Annotated in this window: 23 protein-coding genes and 2 pseudogenes; 17 read left to right on the forward strand and 8 right to left on the reverse strand. The window is 68.3% G+C overall.

Translation table 11 applies throughout. The annotated features are described in order from the left end of the window. Positions 1 to 10 precede the first annotated feature (10 nt). The 7 genes from ACFY8O_RS14005 (at position 11) to ACFY8O_RS14035 (ending at position 9,233) form a co-directional block, all read left to right on the forward strand. Positions 11 to 2,248 (forward strand): caspase, EACC1-associated type, encoded by a 2,238-nt coding sequence (locus ACFY8O_RS14005; RefSeq protein ID WP_387901706.1) that lies wholly within the window; start codon positions 11 to 13, stop codon positions 2,246 to 2,248. Between the two features lie 144 nt (positions 2,249 to 2,392). Then, positions 2,393 to 3,559, forward strand: a complete 1,167-nt coding sequence (locus ACFY8O_RS14010; protein ID WP_387901708.1) for a HEAT repeat domain-containing protein — start codon at positions 2,393 to 2,395, stop codon at positions 3,557 to 3,559. 118 nt (positions 3,560 to 3,677) lie between these two features. Beyond that, positions 3,678 to 4,733, forward strand: coding sequence for a hypothetical protein (locus tag ACFY8O_RS14015; RefSeq protein WP_387901711.1), 1,056 nt, complete (start codon positions 3,678 to 3,680; stop codon positions 4,731 to 4,733). A gap of 107 nt (positions 4,734 to 4,840) precedes the next feature. Further along, a complete protein-coding gene (locus tag ACFY8O_RS14020; protein WP_387901714.1) occupies positions 4,841 to 5,701 on the forward strand; it encodes an HAD-IIA family hydrolase in 861 nt (286 codons plus the stop codon). A gap of 204 nt (positions 5,702 to 5,905) precedes the next feature. After that, positions 5,906 to 6,967, forward strand: coding sequence for a Dyp-type peroxidase (locus ACFY8O_RS14025; RefSeq protein WP_145805368.1), 1,062 nt, complete (start codon positions 5,906 to 5,908; stop codon positions 6,965 to 6,967). Continuing rightward, the gene (locus ACFY8O_RS14030; RefSeq protein ID WP_145805370.1) at positions 6,964 to 7,761 is read left to right on the forward strand and encodes a family 1 encapsulin nanocompartment shell protein; all 798 of its coding nucleotides are present in this window, start codon (positions 6,964 to 6,966) and stop codon (positions 7,759 to 7,761) included. The genes ACFY8O_RS14025 and ACFY8O_RS14030 overlap by 4 nt, the downstream gene beginning before the upstream one ends. A gap of 86 nt (positions 7,762 to 7,847) precedes the next feature. After that, positions 7,848 to 9,233, forward strand: a complete 1,386-nt coding sequence (locus ACFY8O_RS14035; protein WP_387901717.1) for a diaminopimelate decarboxylase — start codon at positions 7,848 to 7,850, stop codon at positions 9,231 to 9,233. Between the two features lie 435 nt (positions 9,234 to 9,668). Here ACFY8O_RS14035 and ACFY8O_RS14040 read toward each other — a convergent pair whose 3' ends face one another. Then, positions 9,669 to 10,025, reverse strand: coding sequence for a GNAT family N-acetyltransferase (locus tag ACFY8O_RS14040; protein ID WP_387901720.1), 357 nt, complete (start codon positions 10,023 to 10,025; stop codon positions 9,669 to 9,671). Positions 10,026 to 10,062: 37 nt separating this feature from the next. Further along, on the reverse strand, positions 10,063 to 10,488 hold the full coding sequence (gene panD / locus ACFY8O_RS14045; protein WP_387901723.1) for an aspartate 1-decarboxylase: 426 nt from the start codon (positions 10,486 to 10,488) through the stop codon (positions 10,063 to 10,065). A 356-nt stretch (positions 10,489 to 10,844) separates the two neighbouring features. On the opposite strand from panD, the gene ACFY8O_RS14050 reads away from it, so the two are divergent. Both ACFY8O_RS14050 and ACFY8O_RS14055 read left to right on the forward strand, forming a co-directional pair. Then, the gene (locus tag ACFY8O_RS14050) at positions 10,845 to 11,204 is read left to right on the forward strand and encodes a helix-turn-helix domain-containing protein (protein ID WP_387901725.1); all 360 of its coding nucleotides are present in this window, start codon (positions 10,845 to 10,847) and stop codon (positions 11,202 to 11,204) included. 193 nt (positions 11,205 to 11,397) lie between these two features. Continuing rightward, positions 11,398 to 11,706 (forward strand): annotated as a pseudogene (locus ACFY8O_RS14055) (solute carrier family 23 protein); the annotation flags it as partial. Between the two features lie 997 nt (positions 11,707 to 12,703). Here ACFY8O_RS14055 and ACFY8O_RS14060 read toward each other — a convergent pair. After that, positions 12,704 to 14,215, reverse strand: coding sequence for an alpha/beta hydrolase (locus ACFY8O_RS14060; protein WP_387901728.1), 1,512 nt, complete (start codon positions 14,213 to 14,215; stop codon positions 12,704 to 12,706). A gap of 166 nt (positions 14,216 to 14,381) precedes the next feature. Between ACFY8O_RS14060 and ACFY8O_RS14065 the strand changes: the two genes are divergently transcribed. Beyond that, positions 14,382 to 15,134 (forward strand): helix-turn-helix domain-containing protein, encoded by a 753-nt coding sequence (locus ACFY8O_RS14065; RefSeq protein WP_387901731.1) that lies wholly within the window; start codon positions 14,382 to 14,384, stop codon positions 15,132 to 15,134. A gap of 219 nt (positions 15,135 to 15,353) precedes the next feature. On the opposite strand, the gene ACFY8O_RS14070 is transcribed toward ACFY8O_RS14065, so the two are convergent. Together ACFY8O_RS14070 and ACFY8O_RS14075 are read right to left on the reverse strand one after the other, a co-directional pair. Further along, positions 15,354 to 16,094: a MerR family transcriptional regulator gene (locus tag ACFY8O_RS14070; protein WP_387901734.1), complete on the reverse strand. Its 741-nt coding sequence runs from the start codon at positions 16,092 to 16,094 to the stop codon at positions 15,354 to 15,356. A 180-nt stretch (positions 16,095 to 16,274) separates the two neighbouring features. After that, complete coding sequence (locus tag ACFY8O_RS14075) at positions 16,275 to 16,886, reverse strand: TetR/AcrR family transcriptional regulator (protein WP_387901736.1); 612 nt, start codon at positions 16,884 to 16,886, stop codon at positions 16,275 to 16,277. Positions 16,887 to 17,039: 153 nt separating this feature from the next. On the opposite strand from ACFY8O_RS14075, the pseudogene ACFY8O_RS14080 reads away from it, so the two are divergent. Then, positions 17,040 to 17,653: pseudogene (locus ACFY8O_RS14080) on the forward strand (transposase); the annotation flags it as partial. Between the two features lie 103 nt (positions 17,654 to 17,756). Here the strand turns inward: ACFY8O_RS14080 and ACFY8O_RS14085 are convergent. Continuing rightward, positions 17,757 to 18,170 (reverse strand): MarR family winged helix-turn-helix transcriptional regulator, encoded by a 414-nt coding sequence (locus ACFY8O_RS14085; RefSeq protein ID WP_387901739.1) that lies wholly within the window; start codon positions 18,168 to 18,170, stop codon positions 17,757 to 17,759. Between the two features lie 108 nt (positions 18,171 to 18,278). Between ACFY8O_RS14085 and ACFY8O_RS14090 the strand changes: the two genes are divergently transcribed. Next, positions 18,279 to 19,193: an alpha/beta hydrolase gene (locus tag ACFY8O_RS14090; RefSeq protein WP_387901741.1), complete on the forward strand. Its 915-nt coding sequence runs from the start codon at positions 18,279 to 18,281 to the stop codon at positions 19,191 to 19,193. A gap of 244 nt (positions 19,194 to 19,437) precedes the next feature. Here the strand turns inward: ACFY8O_RS14090 and ACFY8O_RS14095 are convergent, their stop codons facing one another. Further along, positions 19,438 to 20,016 (reverse strand): SbtR family transcriptional regulator, encoded by a 579-nt coding sequence (locus tag ACFY8O_RS14095; protein ID WP_164296086.1) that lies wholly within the window; start codon positions 20,014 to 20,016, stop codon positions 19,438 to 19,440. Positions 20,017 to 20,097: 81 nt separating this feature from the next. On the opposite strand from ACFY8O_RS14095, the gene ACFY8O_RS14100 reads away from it, so the two are divergent. After that, a complete protein-coding gene (locus tag ACFY8O_RS14100; RefSeq protein ID WP_387901743.1) occupies positions 20,098 to 20,871 on the forward strand; it encodes an SDR family oxidoreductase in 774 nt (257 codons plus the stop codon). Positions 20,872 to 20,903: 32 nt separating this feature from the next. Then, entirely contained in the window at positions 20,904 to 21,272 is a 369-nt protein-coding gene (locus ACFY8O_RS14105) for a VOC family protein (RefSeq protein ID WP_387901746.1), read from the forward strand. Positions 21,273 to 21,353: 81 nt separating this feature from the next. Here the strand turns inward: ACFY8O_RS14105 and ACFY8O_RS14110 are convergent, their stop codons facing one another. Continuing rightward, entirely contained in the window at positions 21,354 to 22,028 is a 675-nt protein-coding gene (locus ACFY8O_RS14110; RefSeq protein WP_387901748.1) for a TetR/AcrR family transcriptional regulator, read from the reverse strand. Positions 22,029 to 22,174: 146 nt separating this feature from the next. Here ACFY8O_RS14110 and ACFY8O_RS14115 point away from each other — a divergent pair, with 146 nt between their 5' ends. From ACFY8O_RS14115 to ACFY8O_RS14125, 3 genes are all read left to right on the forward strand, one after another. After that, positions 22,175 to 22,933 (forward strand): SDR family NAD(P)-dependent oxidoreductase, encoded by a 759-nt coding sequence (locus ACFY8O_RS14115; RefSeq protein WP_117349790.1) that lies wholly within the window; start codon positions 22,175 to 22,177, stop codon positions 22,931 to 22,933. A gap of 493 nt (positions 22,934 to 23,426) precedes the next feature. Further along, positions 23,427 to 24,074 (forward strand): hypothetical protein, encoded by a 648-nt coding sequence (locus tag ACFY8O_RS14120; protein ID WP_387901752.1) that lies wholly within the window; start codon positions 23,427 to 23,429, stop codon positions 24,072 to 24,074. Between the two features lie 109 nt (positions 24,075 to 24,183). Next, entirely contained in the window at positions 24,184 to 25,797 is a 1,614-nt protein-coding gene (locus ACFY8O_RS14125) for an alpha/beta hydrolase (RefSeq protein WP_387901754.1), read from the forward strand. Positions 25,798 to 26,063 lie beyond the last annotated feature (266 nt).

Here is a 26,063-nt window from a genome sequence, read left to right on the forward strand (position 1 = left end):
GGTCGTCTCCGTGCGGTTACCGGATCCGCATACGTCGGTAGCGGTCCTGATCGGCACCGCCGACTACAACGTCCCGGCACTGCCAGGGCTCCCGGCCGTCAGGAACAACCTCAGCGCTCTGGCCGCGGTCCTCACCGATCCGGAGATCGGAGGATTCACCGCCGACCGATGCATCGTCCTGCCCGATCCGCACACGGTGCGAGGGGTGTACCGCTCCCTACGCGGCCTCGCTTCCACCGCGGACGACACGCTGTTCCTCTACTACGCCGGGCATGGTCTGACCGGCCCTCAGAACGAGCTCTACCTGAGCCTGGCGGACACGGACCCCGACGAGCTCGTGGTCAGCGCTCTGCCGTACACCCTGATCAGGGAAATCGTCGAGGAGAGCCCGGCCGCCAACCGGGTCGTCGTGCTGGACTGCTGCTTCAGCGGCCGGGCCATTCCCGGAATGACTACCCCGGAGGAGAGCTTTGCCGGCCAGGTCTCCATCGAAGGCACCTACACCCTGACGTCCACCGCGGCCAACGCGGTGGCCCTCGCGCCCGAAGGCGCCTCCTTCACCGCTTTCACAGGAGAACTGCTCCGCCTCTTACGCAACGGCCTCCCGCACGGTCACGAATTCCTCACCTTCGGGACCGTCTATCGGGAGTTGTTGCGCACCATGGTCAAGCGCAACCTTCCACGGCCCATGAACCGCGGGACCGGTACGGTCGACCAGTTGGCCATCGCCCGAAATCGCCGGTTCGAGGGGCTGGCCCGGGGAGAGAGCACCCCGGCCCGGGCACTCGGCCTCGATGTCGACCCGGGCGGCACACACTCCACTGGCGTCGTTGTGCCCGCAGGTGACTTCCCGACGCGGTCCACAGGTCTCGTGGCCCTGGCCCGGCGTCAGTGCCGACGCGAGATGGAACTCCTCATCGGTACTACGAGCGCGGGCGGCGACGTACTCGACCACCAGCATCTGCCCGCTCTCTACGTCGACAGACCCGCGATGCGGGAGGCCTGGTCCCGATTCCTTCTCTCCGGTGACGTTGTCTTCTCGGCGGTCGGCGAGGCCGGCCGAGGCAAGACAAGCTTTCTGTGCATGCTCGCGACGGAACTGGCGGCAGTTTCTCCGGTGCTCTTCTATCACGGCTCCCAACTCGACGGCCCGCTCACCGATGCGTTGGCCCACGACCTGGAACTCCCTGTCGCCCGCCCGGGAACGATCCAGGAGATCGCTCGCCAGGCGGCTGACCGGCGCAGCACGCTCTTCGTCGTCATCGACGCTCTCAACGAGCGGGCAGCAGACCGGGATTCCCTGCGCCGAGAGCTGAACGACCTGGCACGCGACATCCGTACGAACGAGTGGCCGATCCGCATCGTCGTCAGCTGCCGTGCCGGGGACTGGCTCTTCTGGGTCCGCAACGCCCGGCACATGCTGGGTCACTTCGGACGCGCGGTGTACCGGGACGAGATCCTCATGAACAGCAGCATGCCGGGCACGCCCGTGGCAGCTTTCCGCCAGGACGAGATGAGGGACGCCTGGCGGGCGTACAAGAAGGGTTTTGCGCTGGGCGGCGAGCTGCCCCACCGGCTCCGCCCGCTCATCCGGGAACCGATCTTCCTTCGGTTGATCGCCGAGATGTATCGCGGCACCACCCCTGCTCTCGAACGCACCACCAGCCGAGGTGCCTTGATCGACCGGTTCTTCTCCGAGCGCTTCCCTGACGGGTCGGACAGCATCGAGGTCATGGCCTTCCTCTACCGGGTTTCCGAACTCGTCCTGGAGCGCCAGCGGCCTTCCGTACCGGTGAGCGCCCTTCATCCGGCCGATCTCCCCGCGTGCAGGCGCCTGCTCGTCGAGGGCGTGCTGACGGAGAAGAACGGAACTCTGGCATTCCGCTTCGAGATGATCCTGGAACATGTCGTCGCGCAGTACCTCCGCCAGCAACTTCCGGACCGGCCCGAGGCGGACGAGGTGGCCGCCCTCGTCGCCGAACTGTCCAGGAGCCGTCTCGTCAACTCGCCGGGCATCGTCGAGAACCTGCTTCTGGCCCTGCGGGACCGGCCCGAAGCCATGCTGCGGACCCTGCGGTCACTGGCTTCCCATGAGGACCGGTGGCGCGCCGTGGCGTGCAGTGTCGCAGCCGAGCTGGATCTACCGCCGCGTCGGCTGCTGCCGGCGGTCAAGATTCTCGCCGCATCGGACAACTACCTGATCCGTACCCTGTCCGCGGACACCCTGGTCGGCTGGATCGACCGTTAAGCGGACACGGAGGTGCTGGCCTGCACCGAGGGAGGCGACTGGGAGTCACGGGAGACGGTTGCCCAGGCGCTCGGCAACGCCCGGAAGCGTTCATCACGTTCCCTGAGTCTTCTGTGGGCCCTTGCCGACGACTACCACTGGAGAGTGAGACGTGCCAGCGGCTACTCGTTGCTGCGGGTCTGGAACCAGCCCGAGACGCTGGCACAGAGACGCCGTTACCTCAGCCGCGTCGAGGAGATGTCCTGGCGGAGCAGACACGCCCTGTGTATCGGTCTCCTCGGCTGCGATCTGTCCGAACCGTCCCCGGAGAGCGACGCAGTCCTGGTGATGAGCCGCGATGCCAACCCTCAGGTGCGGTGGTGCATCGCCAACTATTTGTCCCGCTACCGGAACGGCTCGCGGACCGGCATCTGCCTCACACTGGCCGCAGATCCATCCCCATGGGTGCGGGCCCGCCTGGTGACTTCACTCGTAGGGATGGCGAAGGACGATCCGCAATCCGTCCTTCCGCTCCTCGAACGCCTGGCCTCGGACAGCAGCTCGACAGTTCGGCTGAAGATGGCCAGAGACCTGTCAGGGCTCTCGCACGCCCCGGTCAGGGACGCACTGCTCGGCCGACTCGCGGAGGATGTCGGTGAGGTCGGATTCGCGGCCAGGTACAGCCTCGGGCTCATCTCCGACGTGCACACAAGCCTCAGTCTGCCGTCGGGACGGGAGGTGGTGCTCAAGGTGTTCCGCGAGAGAGTCGCCCGCCGCGATCTCGACGTGGAGAACGCGCGGTTCTCCACCGTCCAGACGTTCGTCTCGGAACGCATGGACATGCCGCTGGGCGAGGATCCGTACATGCACCTCGTCGACACGATGTGCAGCCTGACCGCCGCTGCGATGACCGCCCTCAGAGAAACACCCTCGGCGGTGGAAGAGCTCATGGAACTGCTCGGACAGGACGCTGACGAGGCCATCCGCTGGGCCTTGGTCCTCTTCCTCATCCGGTACAGCCACCCCGTCCCCCTTTCGCCCACCGTCCGCCTCGGCGGTCTGGAACGGCTCTCGCGTGATCCGCACTGGTGGATCAGACGCGAGGTCGCCAACGGTCTCGCCGAGTTCCAGGGCGGGCCCCAAGCGGCGCAAGCGGCCCAACTGCTCGGCCGGTTGCACAGCAGCGAGACACGGCGAGCAGAGCCCTGTGGTGACGAGGTCTTCTACTTCACCGGCCGCTCGGCAGGCATCCTGCGCCTCCCTGCGCTGCTGCCGCCGCCACCCGTGCACCATCTGGTCCTCAAGGAACCGGGAGAACCCCATGAGCCGTGAGAACACACCTGCACTCACCACTGTCGGCCCGGATGTACCTCAGGAGGCGCCGTTACCGCGCATCGACCTGATCTGGTCCCTGACCCTCGTATGCCCGTGGGACTGTCCCATGTGCAGCGTGGACGCCGTGCACGTCCGCCGGCACGGAGGAAACACGGAGACGAGATCCGACGCGCTCTCGCTGACCGAGACCGTCCCGGTGCAGCCGGGGCCCGCCGGCATCTACGTCCAGGCGGGGCGGTGGCGGCAGAGCCGGGGTCTCGAGCTCGACCTCGCCGGAAAGATGCGCGTCCTGGACCACCTCTCGGGCTATGACTCGAAGATCGACATCTCCGGAGGGGATCCGATGGTCCTCGCCGAGAACGTGGAGGTGATGTCCGAGGCCAGCGCCCGCTTCGGACGTGACAACGTCACACTGACCGCGACCGGAGCGGGCCTGATCACCTGGAACCCGGACAGCATCGGTCCACTCATCGGGGAGCTCAACTTCACGTTCGACTCGGCCGGGCCCGGCGATCCCCAATTCCGTCCGCGCCACTACGCGAGCCGGAATCTTGCGCATGCGGCAAGGTTCGCACGGGCGGGAGTGAAGGTACGTGCGGAGTGCCCGCTCACCACCGCCAACTGCGGACCGGACAAGCTGGAGCTTCTCTACCGCCAGCTCTCGGAGAGCGGTATAGACACCTTGCTGCTCATGCGGCTGTTCCCCGTCGGCCGCGGAACGTTCCGGAGAGAAACGGTGCCGAGCAGGCAACAGTACCTCGATGCCATACAGACGTTGCAGCGACTGGAGAAGGAGTACGGAAGACCTCGCATCAGGCTGCAGTGCGCCATGCGGCACCTGACGGGGAGCGCAGACGGAATCAATCCGTGCGACCTGGTGCGGGAGTCGTTCGGGCTCCTCACCGACGGAACCCTCCTCGCCTCACCATGGGCGTTGAACACACACGGCAAACCTCTGGACGACGCATGGGTGCTGGGCGATCTGGGCAGTACCAGTCTCACGAAAATCCTCGCATCGGAGAAAGCCAGGTCCTACCGGGAGAGAATTGACCATAATTTCGGCCACTGCAAGGTCTTCTCCTTCCTGCACAGCCGGAAGGAGAAAGCCGCCGACAGAATATTCGACACCAGCGACCCTCTGTACGCCGACGACGCCCCCCTCGGCACCTGAAAACTGCCCCACGGCACGAACTCACGGACGAGCGTGCGTACCCCCCACCGTCCGCGTTCACCTGTCGTGCCGGGCGGCGTCAGCAGGTGCACCGAAGAAGGAGCCCCATGACACACGCTGCCTCCAGCGAACTGCAAGCCTCACGAGGAGTTCGGGCCACGATGCGGGACCGGATCGATGCCGTCGCCTTCGACCTGGACGGCGTCGTGTGGCGCAATTTCGTCCCGGTGCCGCACATCAGCGACGTGATCAAAAAACTCCGGAAGAGCGGCCTTAAAGTCTGCTTCCTGAGCAATTACGCAAACCGTGATCGAGAATTTTTGTGCAATCGGCTGGCCGACATCGACATCAAGGCCACCCGGGAAGAAATGTTCACCAGCTCTTTCCTGGCCGCCCTCCACATCCGGTCGGCCCAGGACCGGCCCCACCACTGTGTCACCGTCGAGGACGGCTCCGCCTTGGCTGAGGAGTTCCGCTCATTCGGCATGCCCGCATACGAGTTGCGTTCCTCCGACGTCCTGCCCGAGACTCCGTGCACCGTGGTCATCGGCTACAGCGAGAGCTTCGGATACGCGGACGTCACCCGTCTGCTGCATATTTCCGGCACAGTGGACGGGCTCTATGCCACAGCACGCGATCGATGGTACGGAGCACTTCACGGTCCCCTGCCGGCATCAGGATGGGTCGTCGCCGCAGCCGAAGAAGTTCTGGCACGACGTGCCGTGACCCTGGGAAAGCCGAATGCCCTGGCCTTGCGAACCGTTGCCCGATCCCTCGACGTACCGGTAGGCCGGATTCTCATGGTGGGAGACTCCGTCGAATCGGACGTGACCGCGGCTCGCAACTCAGGAGCGGTGTCCTGCCTCTTTCGCGACGCGGCACTGCCGACGCCGATGCTCACCGCCGACGCGCCCCTGCCCGATTGCGAAGTGGCTGATCTGCGGGAGCTCACGCTCCTCCTGTCCTGAACAGCTGCACCACATGGGTTCGCCTCCACGGCCCCAGCACGGCCGAGCACCCCTGCGCGCGGGCGACGCGACGGTGCGCCGCTCACCCCTTTCGCTGCTCGGGCGTGCGGGAGCCGTCGCCCGGCCGGACCGGGCGAGGGTGCGGCCGGGTGCGTGGTGTGGATAAGTGGCAGGAAGCCCTGTCCACCGACCACGGAGCCGCGCATGTCGGACGCCGTACCGGAACCTGTCGTGGTCCAGCCGGTCGTAGCCCCTCTGACCAGCGCCGCGGTGGTCCTGGTCGCCACGATCGAGCCTGGCGGTGAATCCGCCGTACGCGCGGTGCTGCCCGATCTCGCGGCGTTCGCCCGCTCGATCGGCTTCCGGGTTCCCAGCGCCGGTCTCGCGTGCGTGACGGGCTTCGGCTCGGAGGCCTGGGACCGGCTCTTCGCCGGCCCCCGGCCTGCGGATCTCCGCCCCTTCCAGGAGCTGCGGGGGCCCCTGCACCACGCCCCGGCCACTCCGGGGGACCTGCTGTTCCACGTCCGGGCCGAGCAGATGGACGTCTGCTTCGAATGGGTCTCCCAGCTGCTCGGCAGACTCGGGAACGCGGTGAAGGTCGTCGACGAGGTCCACGGCTTCCGCTACTTCGACCACCGGGACCTGCTCGGATTCGTCGACGGGACGGAGAACCCCGTGGGCGACGACGCCAGGTCCGCCGCCCTCGTCGGCGCAGAGGACCCGCCGTTCGAAGGCGGGAGCTACGTCGTCGTGCAGAAGTACCTGCACGACCTGGCCGGCTGGAACGCGCTCAGCACCGAGCAGCAGGAACGGATCATCGGCCGTACGAAGTTCACCGACATGGAACTCGCCGACGACGTCAAGCCGGCCGACTCCCATGTCGCCCTCAACACCGTCACCGGGGCCGACGGCACCGAACGCGACATCCTGCGGGCCAACATGCCCTTCGGCAGCTTCGAACGGGGCGAGTTCGGCACGTACTTCATCGGGTACGCGGCCGATCCCGGGGTCACCGAACAGATGCTCCGCAACATGTTCCTGGGAAACCCTCCCGGCACCCACGACCGCATTCTCGACTTCTCCACCGCGGTCACCGGCACCCTCTTCCACGCCCCACGCGCCGACTTCCTCGACGCTCCCCCGCCGCCGCCCTCCCCCGCCCGGACGACCGCCGTCCCCGAGCCGCAGGCCTCGGCGCCCGCGGCACCGGCGGTGCGCGACGGTTCGCTGCGCATCGGCAGCCTGCAAGAAAGCGCCCCGCGATGAACAACCTCCACCGTGAACTCGCCCCCGTCACCGACGCCGCCTGGGACCAGATCGAGGAGGAGGCCAGACGCACCTTCAGCCGGCATGTGGCCGCCCGCCGGGTGGTGGACGTCAGCGATCCGCAGGGACCGGCGCTGGCGGCGATCGGTGACGGGCACCTGCGGGACATCGACCCGCCCACCCCTGATGTGATCGCCCGTGCCCGCACGGCGACGCCCGTCATCGAGTGGCGGGTGCCGTTCACCGTCACCCGGGCCGCCGTGGACGACGTGGAACGCGGCTCCGAGGACAGCGACTGGCAACCCGTGAAGGACGCCGCCCGCACCTGCGCCTTCGCCGAGGACATGGCCCTCATCGACGGCTACGCCGCTGCCGGCATCACCGGTCTGCGGGACGGCTCCTCGCACTCCCCGCTCCCGCTGCCCGCGGACGCGCGCGACTATCCGGCCGCGGTCAGCCAGGCGCTGACCCGGCTGCGGCTGGCCGGCGTCGACGGGCCGTACCGGCTGCTGCTCGGCGCCGACGCCTTCACCGAGGCCACCGAGACCTCCGACCACGGTTACCCGGTGGCCACCCACCTGGCCAGGCTCCTGGACGATCCCATCCTGTGGGCCCCCGCCGTCGCCGGCGGGGTGCTGCTGTCCACCAGAGGCGGCGACTTCGAGCTGTGTCTGGGCCAGGACCTGTCCATCGGCTATCTGGACCACGACGCCACGAGCATCCGGCTCTACTTCCATCAGGCTTTCACCTTCCGGATGCTCACCCCCGAAGCCGTGGTCCCGCTCATCGCCTGAAGGCTCCGACCTGCGAGGCTCCCATCGACGACAACCGCCGTACGCCGACGCCGACCGGGGGCTCCCCCAGCTCTCCGCCCGCCCCGGTGTTCGCCGAGGCGCAGCGCTCCGCGAGGTTCGCGGAGGCGCTACGTCTCGCGGTCGCACAAGGGCTGCTGGGCGAGCAGCGCCCGGTCGCGGGCTTTCTGGACGCGGACGGGGTGCGCGCCTCCGTCGACGCGCTGCGGGACGCCTTCGCGGTCGAGCCGGGGGTGCGGGTGCTGCACACCTTCGCCGCGAAGGCCGCCTCCCTGGTTCCGGTGCTGCGGCTGCTCGCCGACTGCGGCATGGGCTGCGAGGTGGCGAGCCCGGGCGAGCTGCGCCTCGCGGTCGAGGCCGGCTTCACCCCGCAACGGATCGTGCTGGACTCACCCGCCAAGACCCGCGACGAGCTGCGGCTGGCGCTGGCGCTGGGTGTCACGGTGAACGCGGACAGTTTCGGCGAGATCGCCCGCATCGAGAAGCTGCGCTCGCCGGACTCGGCCTCGGTCCTCGGCCTCCGGGTGAATCCCCAGGTGGGCGGAGGTTCCATCGAACCGATGAGCACGGCCACGACCACGTCGAAGTTCGGGGTGGCCCTGCGCGACCCGGGCGCCAGAGAGCAGGTCGTAGGGACCTTCGCCGAGCGTCCCTGGCTGACGCGACTGCACGCGCACGTGGGTTCGCAGGGCTGCTCGCTGGAGCTCATCGCCGCCGGCATCGCCGAGACGTACCAGCTGGCCGAGGAGATCAACGAAACCCTGGGTGACCAGCGGATCACGGGGATCGACATCGGCGGCGGGCTGCCGGTGAACTTCGCCGGCGACGAGGCCCGGCCCGCTTTCGCGGACTACGTGACCGCGCTCAGGAAGGCCGCCCCGAAGATCTTCGACGGGCGGTACGACCTGGTCACCGAGTTCGGCCGGTCGCTGCTGGCGAAGAACGGCTTCATCGGCGCCCGTGTGGAGTACACGAAGGACGCGGGCGGGCGCAGGATCGCCCTCACCCACGCGGGCGCTCAGATCGCCACACGTACCGTCTTCATGCCCGAGGCCTGGCCGCTCCGGGTCGGCGCCTTCGACGGGGAGGGCCGTCCCCGCAGCGGGCGCCCGGTCGTCCAGGACATCGCGGGGCCCTGCTGCTTCGCCGGGGACATCGTGGCCCACGCCCGGGAACTGCCCGAACTGCGTGAGGGCGACTTCGTGGCGCTGTACGACACGGGGGCGTACTACTTCTCCACCCCGTGGGCCTACAACAGTCTGCCCCGGCCCGCGGTGTACGGCTTCGCCGGGGATCCGGGCGGCGCCGGACTGCGCTTCGCCCCTGTGCGCGACGCCCAGTCACTGGACTCGGTGGCGGCGGAGAGCGGGCTGGGCCACGTCGACGCGCTGACCGAGCTCTGCGGGGCCGCCCACCCACAGGCCACGCAGCCCGGTGGAAACGCCCACCCGTAGGCTCGTGGCCCGGTGGAACCGCCTACTCGCACGCCGCCCGTGCCGGGAGGGACCAGCGGCCCGCAGGCCACGTGGGCGGTGGGACCGTCCGCCGGCAGGCCCCTCCGCTCACCCTGCCGGCTGGGGTGACGGCTCGGGCTCGGGAACCGGCTCCGGATTCGGGTTGGGCGGCTGCGGGATCGGATCCGGCGCGGGGCCGGGCGGTACGGGCCCCGGCGGAACGGGCGGCGGGGAGGGCACCGGCGTCGGCGGCCCCGGCACGGGCGGGGGCGTCGGCGCGGGCGGCACGGGGTCGGGATACGGATGTGTCATCACAGGCCTCCAACGACGGCTGGCGAGGACGAGTGGATCTCATCTCCACCGTCTCCCCGTGCGGCTGCCCGCGCCTGCCGAGTCCATACGTGCACACTGCGCCGACTGCGGCCCGGCCGCGGGTCAGAACAGCTCCGGATGCGAGGCGAGCTGCCTCTCGGCCCCTCCCACCAGCTCCTGGGGGACTTCCGGCGCCTGGTCGGGATGGCGCCGGGCCCACCGGGCGACGTACGGGCAGAGGGGCACGGCGAGAACCCCCTCGCGGGCCGCCATGGCGTAGAACTCACGCGCGAGGGCGCCCGCCATGCCCTTGCCCCGGTGCTCGGGGTCGACGACGGTGTGGACGGCCACGAGGGCCCCCGGCTCGGGGTACATCACGAAGTACGCGATGACGCCCGCGACCGATCCGTCCTCGTAGGCCACCAGCTCGCAGCGCTCCCGGTCGTCCCGGATCTCGGCCGCGGTGTTCTCTCCGGCCATGGCGGGTGCTCCCTCGCTCGGGGGCCGCGCGGGCGGGTCAGCTCCGCGCGGGAACGGCGTGCGGGCTGCGCTCGGTGGGGGTGCCCGGCACGGGGGCGGACGCGTCGGTGCCCAGCTCGACGATGCGGTTCCCGGCGTCGACGTGCACCACGCGGGGCACGAGCGCACGCGCCTCGGCGTCGTCCACCTGGGCGTAGCTGATGAGAATGACCAGGTCACCGGGGTGGACGAGGTGAGCGGCAGCCCCGTTGATGCCAATGACGCCGGAGCCACGCTCCCCCTCGATGACGTACGTCTCGAGCCGGGCACCGTTGTCGATGTCCACGATGTGCACGAGTTCACCGGGCAGCAGATCGGCGGCGTCCATCAGATCGGCGTCGACGGTGACCGATCCCACGTAGTGCAGGTCGGCCTGGGTGACGGTGGCGCGGTGAATCTTGGACTTGAACATTGTACGCATCATGAGGGCACTCCGTCTACTAGGCTCCCTGCCTGCGTATTTGCAGGTCAAGGGCGGTGCGTCCAGATTACAACCAGTCGCAGGTTCGGGCAGGGGTCAGCAGGTTTTTCAGTACCAATGCTGACCCAATGCTGACTTTCCTGACGCGCCGTCAGCCGCTTCGTGAGGCTTGAGCCGGCCGCCTCCCGTGCTTCGCGGGAGCACACGGTGCAGGCACTCAGCCTCCCGGCCGAGTACGAGCCCCGGGTCCGCTGCAGCAACGTCCGGTGCCGTCATGCGCGCCCGCACGACCTAGCTTCACGCCCGGTCGGCACCCAGGCCAGACAACAAACCGCGCAACGCTAGTCGCCGATGTCGGCATGACCAAGCCCAAGGTTGCCGGAATCCTGGCGCTCACAGTCAGGCGCGATCCGACCGGAACCGTGCTTGTACTGCGACTCATACTTCTTCCATTTAATGCAGGAGCGACCTTGCCCACAGAAACACAGCCGCACGCCGACAACGCCTTCGCCTCGTCCCGTCGGCGCCACAGCGTCGAGCCTCTCCTCTTGAACACCTCGGAGGTAGCCACCATGCTCGGCATGTCCACCAGCTGGGTCTACCGAGAGGCCTCAAAACTAGGGCTCAACGGCTACAAGCTCGGCCGAGGCAGGAACGCAAAAGTCCTTTACAAAAAGGCCGAGGTGATCAAGTGGGTGGAGCAGCAGAAGATCCACTGACGTCGAATGCGGTATGGGATTGACCGTTACTGATCCAACCGAATTCAGCCGGCGCCGGGGATGAGCGCTACAGACACATTGATCCCGGCACGGTGCGGGTTCTGGGTTGTTGTTGGTGGGTGTGAGTGATCGGGTGGAGGACGCGCGGCGTCTGTCGCAGTCGAGGCAGGAGGCCCTGCGGTCTGCGGGCAGCGCCGGAGGCACCGAATCAGTCGACCACTGGCGCCTCGATCGCTCAGGCGTGGCCAAGGCCGACTCGATCGGCTTTCCCGCCTCCCATGCCCCAGGCTTCCCCTCTCCGCGGTTCTCGTCACCCTGCCAGTCGTCATCGCACTCATCGCGGAGAACGCCGGACATATCAACGCCGTGGGCGAGACGACGGGTGCACGGCTGGACGACGAGCTCGGCACGGCGATTCACGGCGGCGGTGCGGCCACGGTGCTGTCGACGTCGGACGCGGTCCTGCCCCGACGCGTACGCCGAGAGCATCGGCGTTTTCGCCTTGTGATCGCAAGCACCGTCAGTGAGCCGCAGAGAACAAACTGCGTAAAGTTGTCGCCTACATGAACGCGGAGTACAAGTAGACCGCGCGGGGCGGGCTCGCGGTGAACATCATCGAGTGCTAGACAGACGGGCCCTGACCAGCGCGTTCGTGTCTTTCAGCACTGTCAGGGCCTTCCCTGCTTACGCGGCGGAATGTCCCTGGAACCTCCCTGGGACAGACGTGAAAGTCCCTGAAAAGTCCCTGGGATATCCCTGCTTTGCCGCGTTCTTGAGGGGGTGCACGGCCGCCTTCCAGGACGACCATGCGCCCTAACCGTTGCCGAGTACGGAGTGCAATCGGTACACGCGTCGGGTAGCGAGACCTACGCATTACGAGACCGCGAGCGATCATGCCGGGGAATGCCCTGCCGTACCGTCTCGTGACATTCTTCCTGTTCAGAGCATCCGCAGCAGCTTGGCCCGTGCCACCTCGTGCCGCACCGTCCAAAGGCGTCTGTCCACCGTACGTCCACCGGCGAAGTCGATCGGCCGCTCGTCCCCGTCCGACCTCTCGGCTCTCACCGAGGACCGCGCACACCGGCCGGAGGCACTACGGCAACTGTGCCTTTCCCACAACGCACGGCCACCTGGCACCTCCATAGGACCCGCCATTCGAAACGCACCGGAGCCCTGGCACCAGTGGCGCCACGCCTCCGGTGCGCTGCTACACCATTCACCGGCCCTGATCCCGCGTCGGCAGGGCGTACTGCTGACACTGCGAACCAATGGCGAGCTCTCACAGCTTCACTACGGCAGTCAGCCCCCGTGTCCCGTCCTGCGTCTGCTCCAGCTTGCGGACCCCACTGCCGCATCTCTCGGTCAGGCGCGCCGCAACTGGCGCCGTTCACCGAGGGAGGACTGGTACTGCGGACTGCCCCACTACTCGCAAGCCGGCATCGACGGGTACGCCGGAAGATGTCAACAGCGGACGGGTGCCGGCGGCGCGGGTCCGGTGGTCAGTCCGCGCGGCAGGACGTGTCCTTCGTGGGCATCTCGCCCACGACGAGGTAGCGCGTGGTGGTGTTCAACGCGCAGGAGTTCCGGCCCAGGACGTAGACACCGTGCCCGCTGTCGTCGACGCTGATCAGCCGGGCACGGTCACCGAACTTCTCCCGCAGCATCTTCCCGCCCAAGTGCGGGGTCGACGCGTCCCGCCGGTTCTGTAGGAGCAGCACGTTGCGCGGGCCTTCGGCGTCGACCTCCACGGGCGGTTCAGCGGGGGTGTACGGCCAGAAGGCGCAAGGGTTGATGTTGGCGGTGGCGGCGCCAAACAGCGGGTAGCGTTCGCGGTCCTCGGCGACACCTCGCCGGTAGGTGGTGATGTCCGCGGGCCACTCGGCGTCGTTACAGGTGACGGCGAGGAACACGGTCAGTGCGTTGTCGGTCGGCGACAGCGCGCCGTCCGCCGTTTCCCCGGCGGCGGCCGTCAGACCGCGGGCCGCGGCCTCGTCGCCTTCGCGCAGCGTCTGCCAGGTCTGCGCCAGCGTGGGGTACTGCGCCTGCTTGAACAGGTGGCCGAACGTCACGAGCCGGAAGAGGCTGCCGTCGATCCCCGCGACCGGAGCCTTGTCGAGGCTGCCGGCGATGGCGAGGTAGGACGCCCGTACCTGCCCAGGTGTGCGGCCCAGGCCGTAGCTGTCGTGCCGGCGGGCGGCCCACTTCGCGAAGTCCGGCAGGGTCTGCTCCATGCCCAGCGCGTAGCGGCGCATGCCGTCGCGGTCGAGGTGAGCGTCTCCGATGTTGCTGTCGAGCACGATCCGGTCGGAACGCTCGGGGAACATCGACGCGTAGGCGGCGCCGAGGACCGTGCCGTACGAGTAGCCCAGGTAGCTGGTTTTCTCCTCGCCGAGCGCGGCCCGGATCCGGTCCAGGTCGCGGGCGGTGTTCGCGGTGGTCAGGTGGCGCAGCCTGCCATCGTCGTCGTTGTCCGCGCACTGCTCGGCCGCCTTCTCAGCGACCTTCGCCTGCGCGGTGACCGCAGCGTCATCGACCGCGTAGGGCGGGATGTTGGAGTAGTAGGGGCTGTCTGTGGTGAACCCGCAGCTGACCGGTGCCGAATGACCGATCCCGCGGGTGTCCATGCCTATCAAGTCGTAGCGGTCGGTGACGCTGCTGGGCAGGCCCTGGGCCACCAGCAGCGCGGACAGCGCCAGCCCGGATCCACCGGGGCCGCCCGGGTTGAGCATCAGGACGCCGCGCCTCTTGTCCGGGTCGGCGGCGGCCAGCCGCGAAACGGTGAGGTCGATCTGGTCGCCTTCCGGCTCGGCATAGTCCAACGGCACGCGCACGGTGGCGCACTGCAGCACGGTCGGAGCGGCTTCCGCCCCGACGTCGTCGGGGCACTGGCCCCACTCCACCTGAGGCGGTTTCGTCTCCTCGGCGGCGGCGGGCACAGTGATCAGTGACGCGCCCAGGCCGATGACCGCCAGGAGGGCCAGGTTTCGGCCGACACCGCTTTGTCGTTTCATGTCCAGTCTCCGCATATCGGTGCGTGGGGCGTGGTCGCGTCCATCACACTCCCTGCCCCTGGGGCACGGTCAACCGCTGGCGAGCCGGAACCGAAGGGAGTTGACCGTGCCCCAGGGGCAGGGTTTTCAATGGCCACCGGGCACGATCCTGGAGAGAGGGCTCCTGATGGCGTGGAGTACCCGTCGGCTGGCGGAACTCGCGGGGACGACCGCCAAGGCCGTCCGGCACTACCACGAGATCGGCCTCCTGGACGAGCCGGAACGGGCGGCCAACGGCTACAAGCGCTATGGCGTCAACCATCTGGTGCGCCTGCTGCGTATCCGCAGACTGACCGACCTCGGTGTGGCTCTCGCAGATGTCCTCGCGGTCGAGAGCGGTGATGAGAGGGCACGGCAGATCCTTCGGGACCTCGACGCCGAACTCGCGGCGGACATCGAACGCCGACAGCGGATGCGGCGGGACCTGGCGGCCATCATGGACAATCGGGCCGCGCTCGACATGCCCCCGGACTTCAAGACGCTTGCCGACGACCTGCCCGAAACCCAGCGATCCCTGCTGGTGGCCTACTCCAGCATCCTCACACCCGAAGCGATTGCCGCCCTCAAGGAACAGCTTTCGGGACCCCGTGGCGACCTCGAAGCGGAGTTCGCGGCGCTCGAGGAGGACGCACCCGAGGACGTACGGCAGCGGCTGGCCGAGCAGATGGCGCCCGAAGCCCGCGAGCAGCACCGGGCCCACCCTGCTCTGGCCGACCTCGGGCGGGCCTCACACCGGGAAAGGGCGCTTGCGGACTCGGTCACCGTGCACGCCTTGACCGAGTTCTACAACCGCGCGCACCTCGACGTGCTGCGACGCGTTCACAGCATCCTCGTCGAGAACGGCACCGCAGGGAGCGAGAGCGACGACGCCCAGCAGTGAGGGCAGCGCCGGGTAGGCGCACACCGCATCTGTGCCGCCCGCGCAGCGTCGGACCGGCCTATCGCAACGAGGCACGTGCGTCAGCGGACCACACCGACCACGGTTCGCTGATGTCCAGGTGGTGGTGGCAGTGACGACCACTCCTGCATGCACTCGTCACACCATCAGGCGCGCACTGGGCCACACTCACCGAGTCACGAAGCGGCGCTCTGAGTACGGTCACCGAGGGGCATCGTCATCGGACAGGAGCCCGTCGAGCCGCTTCATGACGTCCACCTGGGCTGGATTGTAGAGATCACTGATGGCTTCGCCGATGGTGCGGGCGGTGTGCTGTCGGCCGCGCGGGGCGCCTGAAGCGAGATCGCTGAGCCCGGGGTGGCGGACCCGGAGGCCTCGAACGTATGGCACGAGACGCTCGGCGAGACTCTGGCGGGTCACCTCGTCGGCATCGGCCGGAAGCTCGTTGAGTTCCAGTGCCACCGGCTGCGGCTCCTGATGGAGCAAGTCGGCATAGGCGTCCATCCCACTGGGTCCGAGGACCGTACCGAGGACGGTGACGAAAGAGCGGTCCGGGGCAGGAAGTTCGGCGGTCTTGTCCACGGAGACGAAGCGGAGGGGAAGATCGCTCGCAGCGCGCCCGCGCAGGAGGGCGCCCACCTCCGCGCGGGCGTGTTGCAGGCGTTCGATGGTGGCGGCCAGCTCCGTGTCGAGAGCCCGCAGATCACGCGGGTCGGGGCTCGAATCCGGGTCGTCGTCCATGCCCGCAATCTGGGACAGGGAGAAGCCCAGAGCGGTGAGGCGCTTTATCCGGAGGAGCCGGACGAGGTGGCTGACGCCGTACTGCTTGTATCCGTTGGACCGACGCTCCGGCTCTTCAAGCAATCCGATGTCGTGGTAATGCCGTACGGCCCTGAGACTGACGCCGGCCAGCTCCGCCATCTCCCGAGTGCTCCACGCCATGATCGAGATCTCCCTCGCCGTCTGCTTCCGTGCCTTTGCGCTTCTTTGCGGTCGCCCTCGAGAATTCGAGTCCGGCAACTGCCCGGCGGGCGGATAGCCGCCGACCATGCCGGTCTGTCCACGCCGGTGCCCGTCGCGCCGTGGTCTCGCGCCTCGACGCGAAGGGGTGGCTGGTCCGGTTCACGGCCGGGGGGGTCCGGCGGATGGTGCGGGGCCGGTGGAGAGGACGTGGTCGACGGCGGCGTTGAGGGTCTCGGTCTCGGCGATGAGGACGGATTCGCGGGTGGGCAGGGCGCGTTCGACCGAGAGTCCGTTGAGGACGGTGAGAAGGAACCTGACGTTGCGGGTGTGGTCTCCCGGGGGCAGTGCGCCCTCCTCGGCGAGCACGGCCAGCCAGTGCTCGACCAGACGCTCCGCCTCCCGCTCGTGGGCGAGGTAGGCGGTGCGTACCGGTTCGGTCGGTTCGGGTTCGATGAAGCTCCGATAGACCGTGCCCCATGCGGTTCGCGCGTCCTCGTTGGTGCCGAGCGGTGCGAGAACCTGCCGCAGGCAGTTCAGCAGCCGTTCGCGGGGCGACAGTGTCCGGTCCCGGATCGGGTCGCCGGGCAGCAGGTGTTCGTAGATCCGCTTGAGCAAGCTGTCCTGCAGCGCGCGCTGGGTGGGGAAGTGGAACCTCAGCGAGCCGATGCTCACCCCCGCACGCGCGGCGACCGCGCGCACGCTCAGCTTCGCCGCTGCGTCCTCGGCGATCATTTCCGCGGCGGCCTTGAGGATCTTCTCGCGTGTTTCCATCCCGCTCTCCTTTGCTTCTCCCAACACCCTTCACACTGTACTAGCACGCCGTACTAGTACACGATGCCAGTACTCCGATCGGGAAGGTTCGCCGAGGCGGTCGTCCGGGCGGTTGGATGCACGGTGACGGCCGCTCTGACTGCTGGGGGTGTAGTGGCTGAGCTTGTCCATGTGCGCAGGTTGACCGACCAGGAGGGGCAGAAGCTGCAGCAGATCGTGCGCCGGGGCAGCACCATTTCGGTGCGCTACCGGCGCGCGATGATGCTGCTGGCCTCGGCCGGTGGGAACCGGGTGCCGGTGATCACGAAGCTGGTGCAGGCTGACGAGGACACCGTGTTATCCGGATCGGCCGCGAGGCGCTACGTGTCTGCTCGCCCGCCGCGGTGTCACCTTCCAGCGGAGCAAGACGTGGAAGGAGTCGCCTGACCCCGAGCGCGACGCCAAGCTGGACCGCATCGAGAAGGTGCTGGAACGTTTCCCGGATCGTGCATTTGCTCGATCCGGACCGCCCGCCCGGACGGCGCACCGATCTACGTGATCATGGACAGCCGGTCCGCCCACAAGGGCGTCGACATCACCCGCTGGGCGCAGAAGAACAAGGCTGCGCCGTGTTTCACCCGACCTACGCCTCGTCGGCCAACCCCATCGAGGCACACTTCGGACCGCTGCGGCAGTTCACCATCGCCAACTCGCACCACCCCAACCACACTGCGCAGAAACGGGCCCTGCACGCCCACCTCCGCCGGCGCAACGCCGCCACCCGCCACCCGCCACCCGCCACCGCAGCCTGAACGATCCAACGAATCTACGCGATCACAGCACTGGCGAGCAGGGGTTCACCGGGCAGGCGAACCGCTCGTGACCACGGACTCATGCAGGCGAGAGCATCTCCTGAAGCATGCGCTGCAACTCGGTGCGGTCCTGCGGAGTGATCCTCGCCAGCCTGCGGTCGTACTCCGCCGCGAGGGCTGCGAGGGCACGATCCCGCGCCTCTGTGCCCTCAGCAGTCAGTACGAGCCGGTGACGCCGCAGGTCCGCGTCGTCGATCTCGCGCCGGATGAACCCCTTGGCGACGAGGTTGCGGACGTAGACCGTCACGCTCGCTCTGGGGAGCAGCAGTGCCGTCGCGATCACGGCCGGGTACGGCGACGCCTCCACCTCGGCCAGGACGAAAAACTCCTTCGTCTCCAACCCGAGCTCGGCCAGCTCCCCCGTGCAAGCATCCATCACAACGCCCAGCAGCCGCTGGTTCAGCGTCCACAGCTGCGCCCCGTCGACTGACATGCCACCCCTCCATCCGTGTAGTACAGTTTCGTATTAGTTTAATATCGTACAATAGTTTGCCTTGTATTGGACTCCTATGGAACAACAATCTCACGAAAGAAGTCAGGCATGCTTAGGCACCTCACGGTCCCGCGCGGTCCCATCAACCTCGCCGCGGACCTCCACCTGCCCGACAACGCCGACAGCAGCGCACCGCTGCGCGCCGTGGTGCTCTCCACCCCGGGCAGCAGCGTGAAGGAGCAGATCGGCGCCAATTACGCCTCCCGTCTCGCCGCCTGCGGCATCGCGGCGCTCGTCCTCGACCCCGCCCATCAGGGTCAGAGCGAGGGCGAGCCCCGCGACCTCGAAGACCCCTACCGCCGAGGCGAGGACATCTCCTACGCCATCGACGCGCTCACCACGACCCCCGGCATCGACCCGCAGCGCATCGGCGTCCTCGGCATCTGCGCCGGTGGCGGCTACGCCGTGCACACCGCTCGCACGGACCACCGCATCAAGGCGGTCGGCACGGTAGTCCCCGTCAACATCGGCGCCGCGTTCCGCAGCTTCTCCCCCGACGGTCCGGCCGCAGCACTCGACGCCCTCGCGGACGCACGCACCGAAGAGGCCCGCTCCGGCGAGACGACCCGCGTGAACTGGCTGCCCGACACCCTCGAGGACGCCACAACAGCGGGCCTGACCGACACCGACACCACTCAGGCCGTCACCTACTACCGCACCGAGCGCGGCGGTAACGAACATTCCACGAACCGGCGCCTCTTGCGCAGCGACTCCCTCCTGCTGGGCTACGACGCGTTCCACCTGGCCGATCGGCTCATGACCCAGCCACTTCAGGTCATCCTCGCCGGACACATCGGCAACACCGGCTCCTACGACACCGGCATGCAGCTGTGGAAGCTGGCCCCCAACCCCGTCGACCTCATGGTGATCGACGGCGCCGGCCACTACGAGATGTACGACGAACCCGAATACGTCGACGCTGCCGTCGAACGACTCACCAGCTTCTATGCGAACAACCTGTAAGGCATCCGAACCGGCGAACCTATGCGGTCCCAGCACTAGCGCCCTTCCTGACACGCCGCACTAGTGGCGGTGCCGGCCGATGCACACAGGAAGGGCGGAGCACGACGTTGAAGCAGCGGGCGGCATCAAGGCGCCTGGAGCCGGGCGACGGCAGGAACTGCAGCGGTTCCGCGCTGTACGAGGACGACGACGGGAGCGGTCAGGAGTGACGGGCAGGGCCTGGCCGGTGGCGCGCGCCCCCGGCTCAGGGTGACTGCGGGGCCCCGTGTCGCAGGCCGTCGAAGAGGAGGGCGGTGATCTGCCGGGCCTCGACCAGCCAGCCCTCCGTGGCGCGCATTCCGCAGATGCCGCCCAGGGCACGCAACAGAGTTGGCCCTGTGATGTCGTCGCGGACAGTGCCGGCCGCACTGCCTGCTTCAAGCAGCAGGGAGAGGGCACCGGCCATACGCGTACGGGCGTCGCCGAAGACCGGTGAGTCCGTCGCCATGATGCTTTCCAGCACACCGGACATCCCCTTGCCCACCGCCGCGTGGTCCACGAGCAGCAGCAGGAAGCGCCGCAGCGCCTCCTCCGGGGCGTGCTGGTCCAGCAGGACACCGGGCGTGGCGCACAGGTCGTCGACCTCTTTGCGGTAGACCTCCTCGATCAGCGCGTCGCGGGTTTCGAAGTGGCGGTAGAGCGTTCCGACGGCGACGCCGGCGCTGCGGGCGATGTCCTCGACGTGCGCGTCGGCGTCGCCACCGAGGAACGCCTGGCGGGCCGCGGACAGCAAGGCCTCGCGGTTGCGTCGCGCGTCGGCACGCAGCGGACGTGGTTGCGGCAAGAGAACCTCCATAAGGTGAGTCCGGTTCCGTTTGCGTGTACCTTTTCCGGAGTCAGGTTCATCTTACGGAGGAGAGATCCCATGCCCGTCACGGACAACAGCCTCGACGGCCTTCGGGTACTGGTCACCGGCGGCAGCCGGGGCCTGGGCGCGGCGACCGTGCGCCGCTTCGTCGCCGCGGGCGCGACCGTGCTGACGGCCTCCCGCAGCCGGCCCGAGGAGGACAGCGGCGCCACATTCCTCGCGGCGGACCTCTCCACGCAGCAGGGAGTGGCCGAGCTCGGCCGCCGCGTCGTCGAGCAGGTGGGCGGCGTGGACGTGCTCGTGAACAACGCGGGCGCGGCCAGCCCCCCGGCGCCGACCCTGAGCCGGTCGGACGAATCCTGGCAGGCGGACCTGGAGATGAATCTCCTCAGCGCCGTGCGCCTGGACCGGGCGCTCGTGCCGGGAATGGTCGAGCGGGGCTCCGGCGTCGTCGTGCACGTCTCCTCGATCGCCAGCCAACTGCCCCAGCGCACCGAGGCGTCCTACGCCGCCGCCAAAGCCGCGCTCAACACCTACAGCCGCGAACTGGCCACCGAGGTCGGCGAACACGGCGTTCGCGTGGTCTGTGTCCTTCCCGGCTTCGTCGTCACCGACGGCGCCACCGCCCACCTGAAGCACATGGCAGACAAGCAAGGCATCACCACCGAAGAGGTCACCCAGCAGATCGTGGACCACCTGAACGTTCCCATGGGCCGCCCCGGCGACCCCGAAGACGTCGCCGAGATGATCGCCTTCCTCGCCTCCGGCCGCGCGAAATGGCTCACCGGAGCGCAGTTCCGCGTCGACGGCGGCATCATCCCGACCGTCTGAGCAACCACCGACAGCATGAACAGGACCACCCCATGCCCATCACCCTGGCCTCCGTGATCATCGACGCCGCCGACATCGAGAAGGAAAGCTCGTTCTGGCACCGACTGCTCGGGGGTACCCTCACCCCCACGCCGACCCACCACTTCGTCCAGGCTCCCGGCCTCCCGGTGATCGTGGTCCAGTCCGCCCCCGGACACACCGCCCCGAACTGGCCGGACGGCACCTCCCAGCAGATGCACCTCGACTTCGGCGTCGACGACCTCGCAACCGCCGACCGCACGGCCACCGACGCCGGCGCCACCCGACTGCGCCCCACCGACGAGATCACCCCGGAAACTCCCACCGGTAGCCGGATCTACGCCAGCCCGGCCGGACACCCCTTCTGCCTGCGCTCAACCTGAGCCGGCCGGCCGTCCACCAGGCCGCGCCTGTCGTCAAACGATCGTTTGCCTACAGGTATCGCGGGTGAAAGCGCCGCGGTCTCAGGCATTGCGCGGCCGTGTGGACATTCCGGCTCCGGGCCAGGTCGGCGGGCCGGGGGTGTATCTGGCGAGCATGGTCTGGACGGCCTCTTCGACGGCGCTATCGATGTCGGAGGCGGCGGGGTTCCAGCCGGTCAGCAGCATGCGGGGCCACAGGACGTAGTTAGCGATCATGCCGAGGAACTGGTTCGCGGCGCTTTCAGCGTTGGGCACATCAGCGTTGCCCGCCTCATGCTCGGATTCCAAGTAGTGCTGGACGGAGGCGAAGTAGGGCAGTTTGCCGAGCTGGAACTGCATCCGTCCCAGCTCGGGGAAACGAGGCAGTTCGGCGATGACGATCCGGAACAAGCCTGTCATGCGGGGCTGGCCGATCAGGTCGGCGTACCGGTGGCCGATGGCTCTCAGCCCGGAGCGCAGATCTCCCGCCTGTGGCCGCGCGGCGGTATTGCCGACGTCGCGCTGCCAGGACTCGGTGACGATGGCCTCGAAGAGGGCCGCCTTGGTGGGGAACTGCTTGAACAGGGTGGACTTCGAGACCCCGGCCGCTTCGGCGATCCGCGCGAGGGAGGTGCCGTCGTAGCCGCGGTCCAAGAACAGTTCCGTGGCCGCGGAGGTGATCGCCTCACGCTTCTGCTGGGCGAGCCTGCGGTGATGCGCGGTGAGTTCTGCTGCCATGCGGAGAGTATGCCGCAGCCCCGAGGCGAGTCACTTGACTCGCCTCGGGGGTCCACTTACGGTGCAGCAGTAAGGCGAGTCGAGTGACTCGCATCTGAGGTGTGGCACCTGGGCGCATCCTCGTTGTCGCACGATGGAGGAAGTTCATGACAGTCGACAAGATCGCTTTGGTGACCGGTGCGAATCGCGGCCTCGGGCGCAGCGCGGCCATCGCCCTGGCCACACGCGGGGTGCGGGTCGTGGTCACCCACCGCGGTGACGCGGCCGGGGCTGAGAAAACGGTGGAAGAGGTGCAGGCCGCGGGTGGGACGGCCGCCGCTCTCCGGCTCGACATCAGCGACGTCCCCTCCTTCGCGTCCTTCACCACCGAACTGGGCGCGCAGCTGGAGCGCTGGGGTACTTCGCGGCTCGACATCCTCGTCAACAACGCGGGACTGGGAGTCTTCGGGCCGCTGGAGACCGTCACGATCGACGACTTCGACACGGTGATGGGCACCAACGTCCGGGGCACGTTCTTCCTCATCCAGTCGCTCGTGCCGCTGCTGGCCCAGGGCGGCCAGGTCATCAACGTCTCGACGTCACTGACCCGCCACACCAGCCCCGCCACCTCGGTCTACTCCGCCTCGAAGGCCGCCATCGAAGCTCTGAGCCGCACCCTCGCCGCAGAACTCGGACCTCGCGGCATCCGGGTCAACTCCATCGCCCCGGGGCCGACCGCCACCGACTTCAACGGCGGAGCGATGCGGGACGACGCCGGAATGCGCCAGGCTTTGGCCGGACAGACCGCGCTCGGCCGCGTCGGCGAACCTGAGGAGATCGGTGACGCCATCGCCACACTGGCCTCCGAGGGACTGCGCTGGGTCACCGCCCAGCGCATCGAGGTCTCCGGCGGCGCCCTCCTGTGACGCCGGGCGGCGGCGAGACGTCAGCACCGCCTGGTGCCGCTCGTGCCACAACGGGGCGACCTCGGTGACAAGTTCTGCGATCACGTCGGGCGTCAGCCCGGTGATCCGCGGGCTACGCATGGTTGCCGCACGCGTCCGATTCCCCACCACACGGGTCGTGCTCAACGATCGAGGTCTCGCCAAAGGACTGTCCCGTAAGTACCGCTTGCCACCGGCGCTGCGCCTTCGTCGGCGAGCACGGCCGGCCAGCGTTCGACCAGACGCTCCGCCTCCCGCTCGTGGGCGAGGCAGGCGGCGCGTACCGGTTCGGTCGGCTCGGGTTCGATGAAGCTCCGATAGACCTGGCCCCATGCGGTTCGCGCGTCCTCGTCTCCTTCACTTCTCCCCGCTTTCCCCACCCGACTAGCACGCCGTACTAGTACGGCGTGCTAGCGTCTTCCTAGCACGCCGTACTAGTAAGGGTGCGGCCGAGGCGCGAAGGGGTGCGCGGAGCATGGCGTTGAAGCAGTGGGCGGCATCAAGGCGCCTCAAGCCGGGCGACGGCAGGGAACTGCAGCGGTTCCGCTGGTGGCAGCTCCCCGTGCGCTCCCTGTTCTGGCTACGGCTTGCCGGTGACGGCGGACAGGAACGCCTGTACGCCGTCGACGTACGGCACTGGGCGCGATTGGACAACAGCAGGATCCGGGCGCATCTGTTCCTGGACGGCAGGCACGTGGCCGAGTCGAAACTGCCCGCGCTCCTCCCTGTCGACGGGGGCGTCATCGAGGTGGCGATGAGCATCTACGGCATCAAGCGCTGCCACTATCGCCCCTTGGACGGACAGCCGTCTCAGCTCACGCCCGACCCTGCCTCTGCTGAGGGACGGAGGGCGCGCTTCGGCACCCGCCACCCGGGGCTGAGCCGGGCGATCACCATCGGATCGGTGCTGCTGCTGGTCATCGGTGTGGGCCTGAACCTGCTGCAGCTCGCTGAACCCGTCTCTCACATCCCCCCCGTCACACAGCGGGTCGGAACCTTCGTATCGCCGATACACCTGCCGATCTGGCTGAACCTCGCACTGGGAGGCGGAGCCGTTCTGGCAAGCATGGAGCGCGCTCTCCGCCTGCGGTACTCCTCCCTGCTCGACGCGGCCGGTCACTGACTCATCGAAGCGAGGAAGGCACGACCACGCCCTCTTCGGCCGGCCTCTCGCGCGACCGGCGCGGCCGGGCTACAGGGCATGGCACACGTAGGACGAAAGGAAGACGATCATGATCCAGTTGAGGCCACGGACCGCCGCCAAGTACGGGGCTGCGTTCGCCGCGGCCCTCGTGGTCCTGGCGGGGTGCTCGTCCGGCGTCTCGGGGCTGCGCAGCACGTCCGCAACGGGCGCGTCGGCCCCGGCTCCCTCCCCGGACCCGCTCACCTGGAGCACGTGTGGGAAGGACCTGGAATGCGCCACGATCAAGGTACCGGAGGAATACACCGACCCCGAGGGCGCACAGATCCCGCTCGCGGTCATGCGGCACCGGGCCACCGATCCCGCTCAGCGCATCGGCAGTCTCATCTTCAACCCGGGCGGACCCGGGGTCGCCGCCACCGAGACACTGCGCAATCTGCCCAAGACAGCCGGTACTCCGGGCGCTTTCTCGCCCGCTGTGCTCGCCAGATTCGACGTCATCGCGATGGACCCGCGCGGCGTCGGCCAATCGCAGGCCGTTCGCTGCCTGACCGACCAGCAGCGCGCCGACGCCGCCGGCACCTCCTTCGACCCGGCGGTCCCCGGGGGCAAGCCTCTGCCGCGACTGCTGGCCGATGCCGCCGCGTTCACCGACGGCTGCGCCAAGCACCAGAGCAAGAAGTTCCTGGCCAGCCTTTCCACCGACAACGTGGCTCGCGACATCGACCGAGTCCGCGCCGCGCTCGGCGAGAAGAAGATCACGTACTACGGCTTGTCCTACGGCACCGTGGTCGGCCCCATGTACGCCACACTCTTCCCTCACCGAGTCCGCCAGATGGTGCTCGACGCGCCCGTCGACACCAACCAGTGGTTCGGCAACTCCCTTCCCTTCCAGAACGACGTCGCTGTGGCGAGCGAACGAACCCTCAACGCCTGGTTCAAGACCTGTCGCGCCGAAGGGGCCGCAGTATGCCCGTTCGGGGCAGGTGACCCGGAGGCGGCGTTCGACACACTCATCGACACGTTGGAAGCGAAGCCGCTGAAGATCGCACCCGCCCAGGAGGGCGCCACGCCGGGCGGCGAGCTCGACGGTGCCATGGCCCTGGAGACCACCCGAGCCCTGGCCGGAGACCAGAACACCTGGCCCTTGCTGACCTCGGCACTGCTGGCCGCACAGAAGGGCAACGGCGCACCCCTCCACACTCTGTGGAACAGCGTCACGGTATCCCCCTTCCCCGTCCCCACCGCGATGTTCGAAACCCACACCGCGGTACGCTGCGCCGACTGGCAGACTCCGGCCGGCATCGCCGCGCACAAGGCCGCAGCCACCAAGGCTGTTGCTGAGGCGAAGCGGATCGGAACCCGGGCCGCCTACTCCGCCCTCAACTGCGCACGGTGGCCCGCGCCGAACAAGGACCGCGTCACCAAGCCGCTCACAGGCGCCGGTGCGCCCCCGGCACTGGTGGTCGCAGGCCGACTGGACCCCGTCACCCCCCACCACTGGGCCGAGAACATGACCCGGACCCTGGACTCCGCGGTCCTGCTCACACGCGAAGGAGTCGGACACGGCTCCTACGGCATCAACTCGTGTGTCAACAAGGCAGCTGACGCCACGCTTCTCCGCGGCACCCACCCCGCCGACGGCACCGTGTGCAAGACGGACACACCCGCAACCACCCGCCCCCTTGTCCCTGCGAGGCGTTGAGTCACAGCCAGCCGTCACCCGCCCACACATACGCACGGCACGACCTCAGAACAGCGGAAGGACTTACGCACGGGCTGACTGATGTTCAGGCCACAGCTAAGCGCCGACCCGCATTTCCTGCCGGATTCCCGACGACAGCCAAGGCACCTCGTCACGTGGTCGGAGCGTCCCCATACATCCACTATGCGGACGCTCCTTCGCTTTGCGGTGCGCCGCGTCTGAGCGCCACGCGCTTGATCCACCCCGGAATTGCGGGATAGTCCTCA

It is taken from the genome of Streptomyces argenteolus (genome assembly GCF_042902585.1).
GTDB lineage: Bacteria > Actinomycetota > Actinomycetes > Streptomycetales > Streptomycetaceae > Streptomyces > Streptomyces argenteolus.

Coding starts and splice junctions, on each gene's coding strand:
- ACFY8O_RS14020 (WP_387901714.1), top strand. CDS start 4,841: ATGACACACGCTGCCTCCAGCGAACTGCAAGCCTCACGAGGAGTTCGG.
- ACFY8O_RS14025 (WP_145805368.1), top strand. CDS start 5,906: ATGTCGGACGCCGTACCGGAACCTGTCGTGGTCCAGCCGGTCGTAGCC.
- ACFY8O_RS14030 (WP_145805370.1), top strand. CDS start 6,964: ATGAACAACCTCCACCGTGAACTCGCCCCCGTCACCGACGCCGCCTGG.
- ACFY8O_RS14040 (WP_387901720.1), bottom strand. CDS start 10,025: ATGGCCGGAGAGAACACCGCGGCCGAGATCCGGGACGACCGGGAGCGC.
- panD (WP_387901723.1), bottom strand. CDS start 10,488: ATGATGCGTACAATGTTCAAGTCCAAGATTCACCGCGCCACCGTCACC.
- ACFY8O_RS14050 (WP_387901725.1), top strand. CDS start 10,845: ATGACCAAGCCCAAGGTTGCCGGAATCCTGGCGCTCACAGTCAGGCGC.
- ACFY8O_RS14060 (WP_387901728.1), bottom strand. CDS start 14,215: ATGAAACGACAAAGCGGTGTCGGCCGAAACCTGGCCCTCCTGGCGGTC.
- ACFY8O_RS14065 (WP_387901731.1), top strand. CDS start 14,382: ATGGCGTGGAGTACCCGTCGGCTGGCGGAACTCGCGGGGACGACCGCC.
- ACFY8O_RS14070 (WP_387901734.1), bottom strand. CDS start 16,094: ATGGCGTGGAGCACTCGGGAGATGGCGGAGCTGGCCGGCGTCAGTCTC.
- ACFY8O_RS14075 (WP_387901736.1), bottom strand. CDS start 16,886: ATGGAAACACGCGAGAAGATCCTCAAGGCCGCCGCGGAAATGATCGCC.
- ACFY8O_RS14085 (WP_387901739.1), bottom strand. CDS start 18,170: ATGTCAGTCGACGGGGCGCAGCTGTGGACGCTGAACCAGCGGCTGCTG.
- ACFY8O_RS14090 (WP_387901741.1), top strand. CDS start 18,279: ATGCTTAGGCACCTCACGGTCCCGCGCGGTCCCATCAACCTCGCCGCG.
- ACFY8O_RS14100 (WP_387901743.1), top strand. CDS start 20,098: ATGCCCGTCACGGACAACAGCCTCGACGGCCTTCGGGTACTGGTCACC.
- ACFY8O_RS14105 (WP_387901746.1), top strand. CDS start 20,904: ATGCCCATCACCCTGGCCTCCGTGATCATCGACGCCGCCGACATCGAG.
- ACFY8O_RS14110 (WP_387901748.1), bottom strand. CDS start 22,028: ATGGCAGCAGAACTCACCGCGCATCACCGCAGGCTCGCCCAGCAGAAG.
- ACFY8O_RS14115 (WP_117349790.1), top strand. CDS start 22,175: ATGACAGTCGACAAGATCGCTTTGGTGACCGGTGCGAATCGCGGCCTC.
- ACFY8O_RS14120 (WP_387901752.1), top strand. CDS start 23,427: ATGGCGTTGAAGCAGTGGGCGGCATCAAGGCGCCTCAAGCCGGGCGAC.
- ACFY8O_RS14125 (WP_387901754.1), top strand. CDS start 24,184: ATGATCCAGTTGAGGCCACGGACCGCCGCCAAGTACGGGGCTGCGTTC.